The following is a 14,760-nucleotide window of genomic DNA, read 5'->3' as shown; positions in this document are numbered from 1 at the left end:
TCAAATTTTTTAAGAATGGCTAGTTTTTTCGAAGTCAAACCAGCCTAAAACCTTGCCATGATTGGCTTTTTGAAAAATTATGGTATAATAGTAGTAGTTTTATTAGATGGAGTAGAATTTTTGAGAAAAAGCTTTCGTGTAAAAAAAGAGAAAGATTTCGACGCCATATTTAAAAAGGGAGCAAGTGTAGCTAATCGAAAATTTGTTATTTATCGATTAGAAAACAATGAAACACATTTTCGAGTAGGTTTATCAGTCAGTAAAAAATTAGGAAATGCTGTGACAAGAAACCAAATCAAGAGAAGAATCCGGCATGTTCTCATTCGAAATAGTAATCAAATTGTTGATAATGTCGATTTTGTTGTGATTGCTCGAAAAGGCGTTGAACTATTAGAATATGCAGAAATTGAAAAAAACTTACTTCATGTTTTGAGATTAGCAAAGATTTACCAGGAAGGAAATAAGAGTGAAGAAGAAATTACAATTGACTAGTTTGTTAGGTTTGTCCTTGTTGGTAATGACTGCTTGTGCAACTAGTGAAGTGTCTGCTGATTCGGCAGACTTTTGGAGTAAACTTGTTTATTTTTTTGCTGAAACCATTCGATTTTTGTCATTTGATGTCAGCATTGGTTTAGGGATTATTCTTTTCACGGTTTTGATTAGAACAATACTGTTACCAGTCTTTCAAACACAAATGGTGGCTTCCAGAAAAATGCAAGAGGCGCAACCTCTTATCAAAGAATTGCGCGAACGTTATCCAGGTCGCGACATGGAAAGTCGTACTAAGCTAGATCAGGAAACACGTAAATTATTTAAAGAATTAGGCATTAAGCAATCCGCATCCTTCTGGCCGCTTTTAATTCAAATGCCAATTCTATTGGCTCTTTTCCAAGCTTTATCAAACGTAGATTTTTTGAAGACAGGCCACTTTTTATGGTTCAATCTAGGTGGAGCTGATACCACTTTCGTACTACCTGTTTTAGCTGCCCTATTCACCTTCCTCAGTAGCTGGCTTTCAAATAAAGCCTTACCTGAGAAAAATGGTGCAATGACAGGTATGATGTATGGGATGCCTGTTATAATCTTCTTTTTTGCAATATCTGCTCCAAGTGGTGTCGCTCTTTACTGGGCGGTTTCAAATGCTTATCAAGTATTGCAAACTTACCTTTTGAACAATCCCTTCAAAATTATTGCAGAGCGTGAAGCAGATGTACAAGCTAAGAAGGATTTAGAAGTTAAGAAAAGAAAAGCTCTAAAGAAAGCACAGAAAAAGAAAAAGTAAGGAGAAATCTGATAATGGTGTTATTTACAGGTTCAACAGTTGAAGAAGCAATCCAAAATGGATTGAATGAATTAAATATTCCGAGAATGAAAGCTCATATCAAAGTTGTTTCGAGAGAGAAAAAAGGATTTTTTGGACTTTTTGGAAAAAAACCAGCTCAAGTTGATATCGAAGCAATCAGTGAAACAACGGTTGTAAAAGCAAATCAGCAAGCAATCAAAGGCGTTCCAAAAGAAATTAATGATCAAAATGATCCAGTTAAAACAGTCAGCGAAGCAACAGTTGATTTGGGACATGTAGTTGCTGCTATCAAGAAAATTGAAGAAGAAGGCCAAGAAATTTCTGAAGAAGTCAAGGCTGAAATTCTTAAGAATGATAAAGAAGCCAGCACGATTTTAGAAGAAACAGGCCATATTGAAGTTTTAAAAGAATTGCAACCTGAGACAACTCAAGAAAATGCTGACGAAGAGCAAAGTAGCGATTTAGAAAATCTTGGTTTGAAAGTCGAGCCAACATACGACACTGAAAAGGTTGTTGAAGAAGTAACCAATTATGTTCAAGCGATTATCGATGATATGGATGTTGAGGGAACTATTTCTAGCACCTCTAACCGTCGCTCTATCAACATGCAAATTGATACGAATGAGCCAGGCCGTATTATTGGTTACCATGGTAAGGTTTTGAAATCTCTTCAACTTTTAGCACAAAATTACCTCTACAATCGTTATTCAAAAACCTTCTACATTACTATCAACGTTAATGATTATGTAGAACATCGTGCAGAAGTGTTACAGAGTTATGCTCAAAAATTAGCGACACGTGTTTTGGAAGAAGGCCGTAGTCAGATGACAGATCCAATGTCAAGCAGCGAGCGTAAAATTATCCATCGCATCATCTCACGAATGGAAGGTGTAACCAGTTACTCTGAAGGTGACGAACCAAATCGTTACGTTGTAGTTGACACAGAATAAAAATGAAAAATCAGGGAAAACCTGATTTTTTTCTAACTAAAGAAGGAATCAAATGAAAGAAATCAAGGACTATCTTGCTTATCAAGGAGAACAGTACCGGAATCCTGACAAAGCAGGAGCTGAAAAGGATAAAATGCTAGACTTGCGTCAAAAAGGGCAGGAGGCACGAAAGTCATTTACTCACCTAGCTGAATGTTTTCAAGCTAGGCACACCGGTTGGAATTTACACCCAACCAGTCAATGGATGAATCAAGCGCAGAGACTACGCCCCCATTTCTGGGTTTATTTACAGAGAGAGGGACATGTAACAGAGCCCATGATGGCTCTTCGTTTGTATGGAAACCCGAATGATTGGGGAATTTCTATAGAAGTCAGTTTTGTAGAGAGAAAGAAAGATGAGGCTACCTTGTCAAAACAGGCTAAAATCTTGGATATCCCAGTGGTTGATGGAATCTATTATTGGGTTCAGAAAAACGATGAAAGCTATAAAGTACAAGCTACTGAAGAGAACAGGCAACTTTTAAGACAAGAATTATCCAATCAGGAGATTCGTAAGGTTTTAGTAAAAGTTGATATTCCAATAACCGATGAAGATACCCTAGATAAAGTTCTAGATGGACTTGATAGAGGTTTTGAAAAATTATTACCTTACTATCAAGCGACTAGGAATTAGTATAATCGGCTGAGTCATTTTATAGTAAATTGTTTTATTGCTATTCTAGGTATTTTTTCATATAATAGTAAAATAGGATACGTGGTATACTTATCACCTCAAAGAGAAAGGAAATTCTATGTCAAATTTATCTGTTAATGCGATTCGTTTTCTAGGTATTGACGCTATCAACAAAGCAAACTCAGGTCACCCAGGGGTGGTGATGGGTGCTGCTCCGATGGCATACAGCCTATTCACTAAAGAACTTCGTATCAATCCAGCTCAACCAAACTGGATCAACCGCGACCGTTTTATTCTTTCAGCAGGTCATGGTTCAATGCTCCTTTATGCCCTTCTTCACCTTTCTGGTTTTGAAGATGTGAGCATGGATGAGGTAAAGAACTTCCGTCAATGGGGCTCTAAAACACCAGGTCACCCAGAATTTGGGCATACTGCAGGGGTTGATGCAACAACAGGACCTCTAGGACAAGGGATCGCAACTGCGACAGGTTTTGCACAAGCAGAACGTTTCCTTGCAGCTAAGTATAACCGTGAAGGATATAATATCTTTGATCACTACACATATGTTATCTGTGGAGATGGCGACTTGATGGAAGGTGTCTCAAGCGAAGCTGCTTCTTATGCAGGCTTGCAAAAACTTGACAAGTTGGTTGTTCTTTATGATTCAAACGATATCAACTTGGATGGTGAGACAAAGGATTCATTCACAGAGAGTGTTCGCGATCGTTACAATGCCTATGGTTGGCATACAGCCTTGGTTGAAGATGGGACAGACTTAGAAGCTATTCAAGCAGCCATTGAAGAAGCTAAGGCTTCTGGCAAACCATCTTTGATTGAAGTAAAAACTGTTATTGGTTATGGTTCGCCAAATAAACAAGGAACTAATGCCGTACACGGTGCTCCTCTTGGTGCAGACGAAACTGCTGCAACTCGTCAAGCCCTTGGTTGGGACTACGAACCGTTTGAAATTCCAGCGGAAGTTTATGCTGATTTCAAAGAAAATGTTGCGGACCGAGGTGCATCAGCATATGAAGCATGGACAAAACTAGTTGCAGATTATAAAGAAGCTCACCCAGAACTCGCAGCAGAAGTGGAAGCAATTATTGACGGACGCGATCCAGTTGAATTGACTCCAGAAGACTTCCCAGCTTTAGAAAATGGCTTCTCTCAAGCAACTCGTAACTCAAGTCAGGATGCCTTGAATGTAGTGGCTGCTAAATTGCCAACCTTCCTTGGTGGATCAGCTGACCTTGCACATTCAAATATGACTTACATCAAAACTGACGGACTACAGGACGATGCAAATCGCTTGAACCGTAATATCCAATTTGGTGTTCGTGAATTTGCAATGGGTACAGTTTTGAACGGAATGGCTCTTCACGGTGGACTTCGAGTTTATGGTGGAACCTTCTTCGTATTCTCAGACTACCTTAAAGCGGCAGTTCGTTTGTCAGCCTTGCAAGGTCTTCCTGTAACCTATGTCTTTACCCACGATTCAATCGCTGTTGGTGAAGATGGACCAACTCATGAGCCGATTGAACACTTGGCAGGACTTCGTGCAATTCCAAACCTCAATGTTTTCCGCCCGGCAGATGCGCGTGAAACTCAAGCCGCTTGGTATCTTGCAGTGAAGAGTGAGAAAACACCAACTGCCCTTGTCTTGACTCGTCAAAACTTGACTGTTGAGGAAGGAACAGACTTTGAGAAGGTTGCGAAAGGTGCTTACGTTGTATATGAAAATGCAGCAGACTTTGACACTATCTTGATTGCAACAGGTTCAGAAGTGAACTTAGCAGTAGCAGCTGCTAAGGAATTGGCAAGCCAAGGTGGAAAAATTCGCGTAGTCAGCATGCCATCTACAGATGTATTTGATGCACAAGACGCAGCATACAAAGAAGAAATCTTACCAAATGCAGTTCGTCGCCGTGTAGCTGTCGAAATGGGAGCAACTCAAAACTGGTATAAATACGTCGGTCTTGATGGAGCGGTTCTCGGTATTGATACCTTTGGTGCGTCTGCTCCAGCTTCAAAAGTTTTAGCAGAATATGGATTTACAGTTGAAAACTTAGTTGAAATTGTAAACAACTTGAAGTAAGAAAAACCAGAGCATTGCTCTGGTTTTTTTATTGTTCCAAAACCAGGGTACAATCTTGTAAAAACAAGTGAAATTTGTTATAGTAGTTTTATCTGAATTACAAAGGAGTAAAAAATAATGGGTGGGAATTTAACATTCTTGATTATGCTTGTTTTGATGTTCGGCTTGATGTTCTTCATGCAACGTTCTCAAAAGAAACAAGCTGAAAAACGTATGGAGAGCCTCAACAAACTTCAAAAAGGCTATGAAGTAATTACTATCGGTGGTCTCTATGGTACAGTTGATGAAGTTGACACTGAAAACAAAACGATTGTACTTGATGTAGACGGAGTATACTTGACTTTTGAATTAGGCGCAATTAGAACAGTTTTGCCAGTCAAAGAAGCTGTCACACCTGAAGGTACAGTTGTTGACGGCGAAAGCGCGATTGAAGAATAAAACGGGGTTGATCTTATACCCCTTTTTCTATGAAGATGAGGAACGATGATGAAAAAGATTGTTTTTGTTTGCCTTGGTAATATTTGTCGAAGCCCGATGGCAGAATTTGTGATGAAATCTTTAACCGATGATTATGAGATTGAAAGTCGAGCAACTTCTTCTTGGGAACACGGCAATCCAATTCACAAAGGGACTCAGAAAATCTTTAAAACTCACGGCATTCCTTATGATTCATCAAAAACATCGCAACAAATCTCTAAGGATGATTTTGAACATTTTGACTATATCATCGGAATGGATGAGTCCAATCTTCTTGACTTGACTCGGATGAGTCCTCAGGAGCATCATCATAAGATAGAGGCATTCGCTTCTGAAAGTGTTCCAGATCCATGGTATACAGGTGATTTTGATGAAACTTATAATCGAGTTTTAGCTGGTTGTCTAGCTTGGCTAGCACGTTTAGAAAATGAGGCAAAAAATGGATAATTTAAAAAAACTCTATGATAAATACAGTGTCTATATAACTCGTCCTCGTTTAGAAATTGCGACGGTAGTGGTCATAGCTCTTTGCGCGATATTCGTATTTGTAGGGAACATGCCTAAGCAAGGAGTATTAAAATTGGATGGAGATTCCTTAGTATATGACGGAAGTATCGTTCGTGGAAAGATGAATGGCAAAGGGACCCTGACTTTCGCAAATGGTGATACCTACACTGGGGAATTCAAAAATGGCGCATTTAACGGCAAAGGAACCTACCAAGCTAAGGAAGGCTGGGTTTATGAAGGTGACTTTGTTAATGGCCAGGCTGAAGGTAAAGGAAAACTGACTACTGAGCAAGATGTAGTCTATGAAGGTGATTTTAAACAAGGTCTCTTTCAACAAGCGCAATAACCTCCTCTTAGAGGGGGTATTATACTGCGTAAACGGAAAGCGCTTACATGGAAATTGAGATGCTTTACAATACCTTTTTACAATGGAATTTGTGAAAAATAAAAGTTTTATTGAATTATTCACAAAGTGGAAGTGTAAAAGTGCATGTGTAGGCATGTACAAAAATATTTTCACAAGGAAATAAAAAAAGTTTGTGAAATTTCTATGAAACTGTTTACAAATCTTGAAAAAAGAGTTATAATAAGATTGTGAAAAAATTAACAAAGGACTTACAATCCTTGAAAGCTATGGAGGAAAATATGGCTGATAAAAAAACTGTAACACCAGAGGAAAAGAAACTCGCTGCTGAAAAGCATGTTGATGGTTTGGTGCAAAAAGCTTTGGTTGCCCTTGAAGAAATGCGTAAACTTGACCAAGATCAAGTCGATTATATCGTAGCAAAAGCTTCAGTTGCAGCTCTTGATGCCCACGGGGAATTGGCTTTACATGCCTTTGAAGAAACAGGACGTGGAGTATTTGAAGATAAAGCGACTAAAAACTTGTTTGCCTGTGAGCACGTAGTAAACAACATGCGCCACACTAAAACAGTTGGTGTTATTGAAGAAGACGATGTGACAGGATTGACTCTTATTGCTGAACCGGTTGGTGTTGTTTGTGGTATCACTCCAACAACAAACCCTACTTCAACAGCAATCTTTAAAGCTTTGATTTCATTGAAGACTCGTAATCCTATTGTCTTTGCGTTCCACCCATCAGCTCAAGAATCATCAGCTCACGCAGCTCAAATCGTTCGTGATGCAGCGATTAAAGCAGGTGCTCCTGAGAACTGTATACAGTGGATTACTGAACCATCTATGGAAGCAACTAGCGCATTGATGAACCACGAAGGTGTTGCGACAATCCTTGCGACAGGTGGTAATGCCATGGTTAAAGCGGCTTACTCATGTGGTAAACCAGCTCTTGGGGTAGGTGCCGGAAACGTTCCAGCTTATGTTGAAAAATCAGCTAACATCCGCCAAGCTGCTCACGATATCGTAATGTCTAAATCATTTGATAACGGTATGGTCTGTGCATCTGAACAAGCGGTTATCATCGATAAAGAGATTTACGATGAATTCGTAGCAGAGTTCAAATCATATCACACTTACTTTGTAAACAAAAAAGAAAAAGCTCTTCTTGAAGAATTCTGCTTCGGTGTGAAAGCAAACAGCAAAAACTGTGCTGGTGCAAAATTGAACGCTGACATCGTTGGTAAACCAGCAACTTGGATTGCAGAACAAGCAGGATTTACGGTTCCAGAAGGAACAAACATTCTTGCTGCAGAATGTAAAGAAGTTGGCGAAAAAGAGCCGTTGACTCGTGAAAAATTATCACCAGTTATCGCAGTTTTGAAATCTGAAAGCCGCGAAGACGGTATTGCAAAAGCTCGTCAAATGGTTGAATTTAACGGTCTTGGACACTCAGCTGCCATCCATACTGCTGATGAAGAATTGACTAAAGAATTTGGTAAAGCTGTTAAAGCTATTCGTGTTATCTGTAACTCACCTTCTACTTTCGGTGGTATCGGGGACGTTTACAATGCCTTCTTGCCATCATTGACACTCGGATGTGGTTCTTACGGACGTAACTCAGTTGGGGATAACGTTAGCGCCATTAACCTCTTGAATATCAAAAAAGTCGGAAGACGGAGAAATAACATGCAATGGATGAAACTTCCTTCAAAAACATACTTTGAACGTGATTCAATTCAATACCTTCAAAAATGTCGTGACGTTGAGCGTGTCATGATCGTTACTGACCATGCTATGGTAGAGCTTGGCTTCCTTGATCGTATCATCGAACAACTTGACCTTCGTCGCAATAAGGTTGTTTACCAAATCTTTGCAGATGTAGAACCAGATCCAGATATCACTACAGTTGAACGTGGTACTGAGATTATGCGTGCCTTCAAACCAGATACAATCATCGCTCTTGGTGGTGGATCACCAATGGATGCTGCTAAAGTAATGTGGCTCTTCTACGAGCAACCAGAAGTGGACTTCCGTGACCTTGTACAAAAATTCATGGATATCCGTAAACGTGCCTTCAAATTCCCATTACTTGGTAAGAAGACTAAATTCATCGCTATCCCAACTACATCTGGTACAGGATCTGAAGTAACTCCATTTGCCGTTATCTCTGATAAAGCGAACAACCGTAAATACCCAATCGCTGACTACTCATTGACACCAACTGTGGCAATCGTAGACCCTGCTTTGGTATTGACAGTTCCTGGATTTGTTGCTGCTGATACTGGTATGGACGTATTGACTCACGCGACTGAAGCTTACGTATCACAAATGGCTAGCGACTACACTGACGGTCTTGCTCTTCAAGCGATTAAACTCGTATTTGAAAACCTTGAAAGTTCAGTTAAGAATGCAGACTTCCATTCACGTGAGAAAATGCATAACGCTTCAACTATTGCTGGTATGGCCTTTGCTAATGCCTTCCTAGGTATTTCTCACTCAATGGCTCACAAGATTGGTGCACAATTCCACACAGTTCACGGACGTACAAATGCAATCTTGCTTCCATACGTTATCCGTTACAATGGTACACGCCCAGCTAAGACAGCTACATGGCCTAAGTACAACTACTACCGTGCAGATGAGAAATATCAAGATATCGCTCGTATGCTTGGACTTCCAGCTTCTACTCCAGAAGAAGGAGTTGCATCTTATGCTAAAGCTGTTTACGAACTCGGTGAGCGCGTAGGTATCGAAATGAACTTCAAAGCACAAGGTGTTGACGAGAAAGAATGGAAAGAACATTCACGTGAATTGGCCTTCCTTGCTTATGAAGATCAATGTTCGCCTGCCAACCCACGTCTTCCAATGGTTGATCATATGCAAGAAATCATCGAAGATGCTTACTATGGTTACAAAGAAAGACCAGGACGTCTTAAATAATTGATTATCAGTCAGAGGCAGGAGTAATCCTGTCTCTTTTTATAGTTTTTTAAAATAGAAGAGGTTAAAAGTTTAACAAAAAAATTTTGTAAATAACTATAAAGATGTATGTTGATAGACTTTTGACAAAGGGAATCTATATAAAATTGTGTATCTAGAAAGTAGAAAACTGAAGTGAAAATCAACGTCAGCGCTTGCAATAAAACTAAAATAGTTATATAATAGGTTTGTTGAAAGGTGATTTGTAGTGATTCAAGTTACTCTTTTCACAATAAAATTTTCATGATTTTCATAAGGAGGAAATCACTAATGGTAGTTAAAGTTGGTATTAACGGTTTCGGTCGTATCGGACGTCTTGCTTTCCGTCGTATCCAAAACGTAGAAGGTGTTGAAGTTACACGCATCAACGACCTTACAGATCCAGTAATGCTTGCACACTTGTTGAAATATGACACAACTCAAGGTCGTTTCGACGGTACTGTGGAAGTTAAAGAAGGTGGATTCGAAGTTAACGGTAAATTCGTTAAAGTTTCTGCTGAACGCGATCCAGAACAAATCGACTGGGCTAACGACGGTGTAGAAATCGTTCTTGAAGCAACTGGTTTCTTTGCTACTAAAGCAGCTGCTGAAAAACACTTGCATGCTGGTGGTGCTAAGAAAGTTGTTATCACTGCTCCTGGTGGATCAGATGTTAAAACAGTCGTATTTAACACTAACCACGATATTCTTGATGGTACTGAAACAGTTATCTCAGGTGCTTCATGTACTACAAACTGCTTGGCTCCAATGGCTAAAGCTCTTCAAGATAACTTCGGTGTTGTTGAAGGATTGATGACTACTATCCACGCTTACACTGGTGACCAAATGATCCTTGACGGTCCACACCGTAAAGGTGACCTTCGTCGTGCTCGTGCTGGTGCTGCTAACATCGTTCCTAACTCAACTGGTGCTGCTAAAGCAATCGGTTTGGTTATCCCTGAATTGAACGGTAAATTGGACGGAGCTGCACAACGCGTTCCTACTCCAACTGGATCAGTTACTGAATTGGTAGTTGTTCTTGAAAAGAACGTCACTGTTGATGAAGTAAATGCAGCTATGAAAGCAGTAGCTAACGAATCATACGGTTACACTGAAGATCCAATCGTTTCTTCAGACGTTGTAGGTATGTCTTACGGATCATTGTTTGACGCAACTCAAACTAAAGTTCTTGACGTTGACGGTAAACAATTAGTTAAAGTTGTATCATGGTACGACAACGAAATGTCTTACACTGCACAACTTGTTCGTACTCTTGAATACTTCGCAAAAATTGCTAAATAATTTCTGAGTCGATAAAAGCAAGGCCAACTGGTCTTGCTTTTTTTGTATATATGAAAAAATGAGGCTGGGACAAAAGTCCTAGCCTCTCAATTGTCTTTGGATTGTGGAGCAAGACGCAGTGGTTGAGTGGGCTCTACTACGCTGATTTCATCAGCTTTTACAGCCTTACTCAATTGTGCGGAGGTGGGACGACGAAATCGAATTCTAACGAATTACCGATTTCTGTCCCACTCTCATTTTGTTTTATTTCTCTTTCAAATGAATCTGATAGAGCAGTAAAGCTTAGTTGTTTTAAAGTCAGAGGGTGGATAAAGGATAGTTTATATGCGTGAAGCATTAGTCTGCTAGTTCTAGAACTTGGATTATAGAGGGGGTCTCCAGCGATTGGATGGTTGTGGTGAGATAGGTGGACTCGAATCTGATGAGTACGTCCTGTTTTTAATCTACACTGAACGAGACTGGTTTTGTTTTGAAATTGTTTTAACCGAGTTACATGAGTTTCGGCGTATTGACCGTTTTTTTGATCCACAATTCTTTTTCTACGATCGTGACGATTGCGACCGATTTTATCTCGGAAGATCAAGTCCTTAGCCTCTAATCTTCCATCAACCAGAGCCCAGTATTCTCGAGAAATCTCTTTCTTTTCTAATAAGCGATTAAGGATAGGCAGAATGAATGGATCCTTCGCAAACAGTACGAGACCACTTGTTTCCATATCTAGTCTATGAACAACATAGCAAGTTTGACCAACATAGGCGCTGACATGATTGAGAAGAGCTATCTCATCGGGCTGATTCCCATGTGTCTTCATACCCTCGGGTTTATTGACGATAATTAAATACTGATCTTGATAGACTTCTTCGACAAGTTTGGGGTTTCCCCAGAGAATTTCTTTTGTAGGATAATCTTCCTCGTCGAAAATCAATTGGCACTCATCTCCGGCCTTGACCGTTTGATGCCAATGGACCTCTTCTTGATTAATCAGGATGTGTTTCTTGATTCTCAAAAAGTGCCTTATTTTTCTAGGTATTAACAGCTGTTCTTCTAGAAAATGTTTGACAGTCATTTCGGGTAGAGAGTTGGGGATCGTAAAGGTAAATTTCATACTGATATTGTAACAAAAAATGGTGTATTTGGACAGGGTAACCAGCAAAATTCTTGTCTTCCTATGGGGAAGATGATAAAATATACGCATGAAATTAGATACATTATTTGAAAAATTTCTTTCCTTATTTAAGAAAGAAGAATCTGAAATTGAAGAAACAGAGATTAACGAAGTTGACTATGAAGAAAATGAGTCAAGTAATTTAAGACGTTCAAGAGGGGGGCGAAAGAAGACCGGTGCAGTTGGCCCTGTTAGAAAATTTTGGCGTCGCTATCACTTGACAAAAATTTTTCTGATTCTAGGACTCAGCGCCAGCTTGTTTGTCGGAGTCTATCTATTTGCTTTAGCAAAATCAACAAATGTTACCGACCTGCAAAACGCCCTGAAAACTCGGACCTTGATTTTTGATAGGGAGGAAAAAGAAGCAGGTGCTCTGTCAGGACAAAAAGGAACCTATGTTGAGCTTGCTGATATTAGTGAAGATTTGCAGAATGCTGTTATTGCGACAGAAGATAGAAGCTTCTATAAGAACGATGGTATTAATTATGCTCGTTTCTTCCTAGCAATAGTAACGGGCGGGCGCTCAGGGGGTGGCTCCACAATTACCCAACAATTAGCGAAGAATGCCTATCTTTCTCAAGACCAGACTGTTCAGAGAAAGGCAAAAGAATTCTTTCTAGCTTTAGAATTGACAAAAAAATACAGCAAAAAAGAAATTCTAACCATGTACTTGAACAATGCCTACTTCGGAAACGGAGTTTGGGGTGTTGAAGATGCAAGTAAAAAATACTTTGGGGTTTCAGCTTCTCAACTGACACTTGATGAAGCCGCAACCTTGGCAGGAATGCTCAAAGGACCGGAATTATATAACCCTATCAATTCTATTGAAGATTCTACTAATCGTAGGGATACCGTCTTACAGAACATGGTAGCTGCTGGTTATATTGATAAGAACAAAGAAGAGGAAGCTTTGGGTGTTGATATGGCATCTCAGCTACAAGATGCTTATGAAGGGAAAGTTTCAGACTACCGATATCCATCCTATTTTGATGCAGTTGTTAATGAAGCAATTGAAAAGTACAATCTAACAGAAGAAGAAATTGTGAACAACGGCTATCGTATATATACGGAACTAGATCAAAATTACCAAGCTAACATGCAGGTCATTTATGAAAACACTTCTCTATTCCCAACAGCAGAAGATGGAACTCATGCTGAGTCGGGTAGTGTTGCTCTAGAACCAAAAACAGGAGGAGTTCGAGGAGTTGTTGGTCGTGTAGCAGGGGATGATAAAGCTGGTTTCCGAAATTTCAACTATGCAACTCAATCAAAAAGAAGTCCAGGTTCAACGATTAAGCCTTTAGTTGTTTACACGCCAGCAGTTGAAGCTGGATGGGCTCTTAATAAAGAGTTGGATAATCATACCATGGAGTATGGCGATTACAAGGTAGATAATTACGCAGGAATCAAGACTTCTCCAGAAGTTCCAATGTATCAAGCTTTAGCAGAATCGCTAAATCTTCCAGCAGTAGCGACAGTTAAGGAGCTTGGGATTGATAAGGCTTTTGAATCGGGCGAGAAATTTGGACTAAACTTGACGAACGTAGACCGTGTCTTAGGTGTTGCTCTGGGGGGTGGTGTAGAAACAAATCCGCTCCAGATGGCACAGGCTTATGCAGCATTTGCAAACGACGGTTTGATGCCAGAAGCACATTTTATTACTCGCATTGAAAATGCAAGTGGACAAGTAATTGCCACTCACAAAAATTCTCAAAAACGCGTAATAGATAAATCCGTAGCTGATAAAATGACTAGTATGATGCTAGGAACCTTTACAAATGGTACAGGAATAAGTTCGTCACCAGATGGTTATGTTATGGCGGGGAAAACAGGTACAACAGAAGCGGCTTTCAACCCTGTGTATACAAGTGACCAGTGGGTTATTGGGTACACGCCTGATGTCGTCATTAGTCATTGGCTTGGTTTTCCGACTACTGATGAAAATCATTATCTAGCAGGTTCGACATCAAATGGTGCTGCTCATATTTTTAGAAGTATGGCAGAAACAATTCTTCCTTATACGCCGGGAACTACCTTTAAAGTTGAAAATGCCTATAAACTAAATGGGATTGCTCCTGAAAATGTTCCAAGCCAGTCAACTGATAATGGGGGTACACAAACAAACGACTCTATCAGTGATATCCAAGGGCGCGCTCAAAATCTTATAGATGAAGCGGAACGAGCAATTTCTGATGCTAAAATTAAAGAAAAAGCAAAAACAATCTGGGATACAATCGTAGATTTATTCCAATAAATCTCGAATGACAAGAATCATTTCTTGTCATTTTTTGTATTCTGAAAAGCCTCAAAAATAATCTAAAAGAAATGTTAAAATATCCCAAGTATAAGTTTAGACAAGTAAACAAGCAAAATAAAAAAGAAAGAGTTCTGTAAAACCTAGCTATGATATACTGGATAAAGAAAAGGAGGGTAATGATGTTAGAAAAATATTACCATGAAGTAAAAGCCATTGTACATAAGTGTCGAAAAGAGTACTATCTACATCTATGGGAAAAAGAAGATTGGGATCAGGAGGGAATGATTTGCCTTAACGAATTATTAGAAAACTACCCGGAATTCATCGAAAAAAGAGACAAACAATTTTACACCTATTTCAAAACAAAATTCCGAAACCGAATTTTAGACGCAGTTCGAAAACAAGAAAGTTATAAAAGAAGATTAGATCGGCAAGCATATGAAGAGGTCGGAAAAATTAGCCACCGATTAGGAGAAGGAGGTCTTCTGTTAGATGAGTCATATGCTTTACAAGAAGTACTTAAAGGATATAAAGCAGGATTAGGAAAAGAAAAATTGGAACTTTATGAGAGATTGATTGCTGATGAGAGATTTAAAGGAAGAAAAGCGATGTTAAAAGAGCTGAGACAAGTGCTAAAAGATTTTTCGCCAAAAAGATAAAAAAAGTAGTCAAACTAGTTGACAAGGTAGAAAAAGTAGGTATAATAGAAAGAGTTG

The 14,760-nt window shown here is 39.4% G+C and carries 13 protein-coding genes; 12 read left to right on the top strand and 1 reads right to left on the bottom strand.

Annotated elements, in window-relative coordinates; all coding sequences use genetic code 11:
* The first annotated feature begins 120 nt into the window (after positions 1-120).
* The 10 genes from rnpA to gap all read left to right on the top strand — a co-directional run bounded on the left by rnpA (position 121) and on the right by gap (position 10,622).
* Positions 121-492 carry a ribonuclease P protein component gene (gene rnpA / locus AC3E9F_RS06405; RefSeq protein ID WP_263394547.1) on the top strand — a complete coding sequence of 124 codons (372 nt, stop codon included), beginning with the start codon at positions 121-123 and terminating at the stop codon, positions 490-492.
* A complete protein-coding gene (locus AC3E9F_RS06400) occupies positions 467-1,282 on the top strand; it encodes a YidC/Oxa1 family membrane protein insertase (protein ID WP_263394139.1) in 816 nt (271 codons plus the stop codon). Before rnpA ends, AC3E9F_RS06400 begins: the two co-directional genes overlap by 26 nt.
* A 14-nt stretch (positions 1,283-1,296) precedes the next feature.
* Positions 1,297-2,253 carry an RNA-binding cell elongation regulator Jag/EloR gene (gene jag, locus AC3E9F_RS06395; RefSeq protein WP_263394138.1) on the top strand — a complete coding sequence of 319 codons (957 nt, stop codon included), beginning with the start codon at positions 1,297-1,299 and terminating at the stop codon, positions 2,251-2,253.
* 52 nt (positions 2,254-2,305) lie between these two features.
* Complete coding sequence (locus AC3E9F_RS06390) at positions 2,306-2,926, top strand: ribonuclease P (RefSeq protein ID WP_263394137.1); 621 nt, start codon at positions 2,306-2,308, stop codon at positions 2,924-2,926.
* Positions 2,927-3,044: 118 nt separating this feature from the next.
* The gene (gene tkt / locus AC3E9F_RS06385) at positions 3,045-5,021 is read left to right on the top strand and encodes a transketolase (RefSeq protein ID WP_263394136.1); all 1,977 of its coding nucleotides are present in this window, start codon (positions 3,045-3,047) and stop codon (positions 5,019-5,021) included.
* 117 nt (positions 5,022-5,138) lie between these two features.
* The gene (gene yajC, locus AC3E9F_RS06380; RefSeq protein WP_016466451.1) at positions 5,139-5,459 is read left to right on the top strand and encodes a preprotein translocase subunit YajC; all 321 of its coding nucleotides are present in this window, start codon (positions 5,139-5,141) and stop codon (positions 5,457-5,459) included.
* Positions 5,460-5,507: 48 nt separating this feature from the next.
* Positions 5,508-5,945 (top strand): low molecular weight protein-tyrosine-phosphatase, encoded by a 438-nt coding sequence (locus AC3E9F_RS06375; RefSeq protein ID WP_263394546.1) that lies wholly within the window; start codon positions 5,508-5,510, stop codon positions 5,943-5,945.
* Complete coding sequence (locus tag AC3E9F_RS06370) at positions 5,938-6,351, top strand: MORN repeat-containing protein (protein ID WP_263394135.1); 414 nt, start codon at positions 5,938-5,940, stop codon at positions 6,349-6,351. Before AC3E9F_RS06375 ends, AC3E9F_RS06370 begins: the two co-directional genes overlap by 8 nt.
* Before the next feature lie 299 nt (positions 6,352-6,650).
* Positions 6,651-9,302 (top strand): bifunctional acetaldehyde-CoA/alcohol dehydrogenase, encoded by a 2,652-nt coding sequence (adhE, locus tag AC3E9F_RS06365; RefSeq protein ID WP_263394545.1) that lies wholly within the window; start codon positions 6,651-6,653, stop codon positions 9,300-9,302.
* Positions 9,303-9,611: 309 nt separating this feature from the next.
* Positions 9,612-10,622 carry a type I glyceraldehyde-3-phosphate dehydrogenase gene (gene gap, locus AC3E9F_RS06360; RefSeq protein ID WP_006154814.1) on the top strand — a complete coding sequence of 337 codons (1,011 nt, stop codon included), beginning with the start codon at positions 9,612-9,614 and terminating at the stop codon, positions 10,620-10,622.
* Positions 10,623-10,791: 169 nt separating this feature from the next.
* Here gap and AC3E9F_RS06355 read toward each other — a convergent pair whose 3' ends face one another.
* Positions 10,792-11,727 (bottom strand): RluA family pseudouridine synthase, encoded by a 936-nt coding sequence (locus tag AC3E9F_RS06355; RefSeq protein ID WP_317852501.1) that lies wholly within the window; start codon positions 11,725-11,727, stop codon positions 10,792-10,794.
* An 88-nt stretch (positions 11,728-11,815) separates the two neighbouring features.
* Here AC3E9F_RS06355 and pbp2a point away from each other — a divergent pair, with 88 nt between their 5' ends.
* Both pbp2a and AC3E9F_RS06345 read left to right on the top strand, forming a co-directional pair.
* The gene (gene pbp2a, locus AC3E9F_RS06350; RefSeq protein WP_263394134.1) at positions 11,816-14,041 is read left to right on the top strand and encodes a penicillin-binding protein PBP2A; all 2,226 of its coding nucleotides are present in this window, start codon (positions 11,816-11,818) and stop codon (positions 14,039-14,041) included.
* Between the two features lie 179 nt (positions 14,042-14,220).
* Entirely contained in the window at positions 14,221-14,703 is a 483-nt protein-coding gene (locus AC3E9F_RS06345; RefSeq protein WP_263394133.1) for a sigma-70 RNA polymerase sigma factor region 4 domain-containing protein, read from the top strand.
* Positions 14,704-14,760 lie beyond the last annotated feature (57 nt).

It is taken from the genome of Streptococcus sp. SCPM-O-B-15277 (M60) (genome assembly GCF_058200335.1).
The sequence above is the reverse complement of the archived record's forward strand: the minus strand, read 5'-3'. Positions and strand labels throughout refer to the sequence as shown.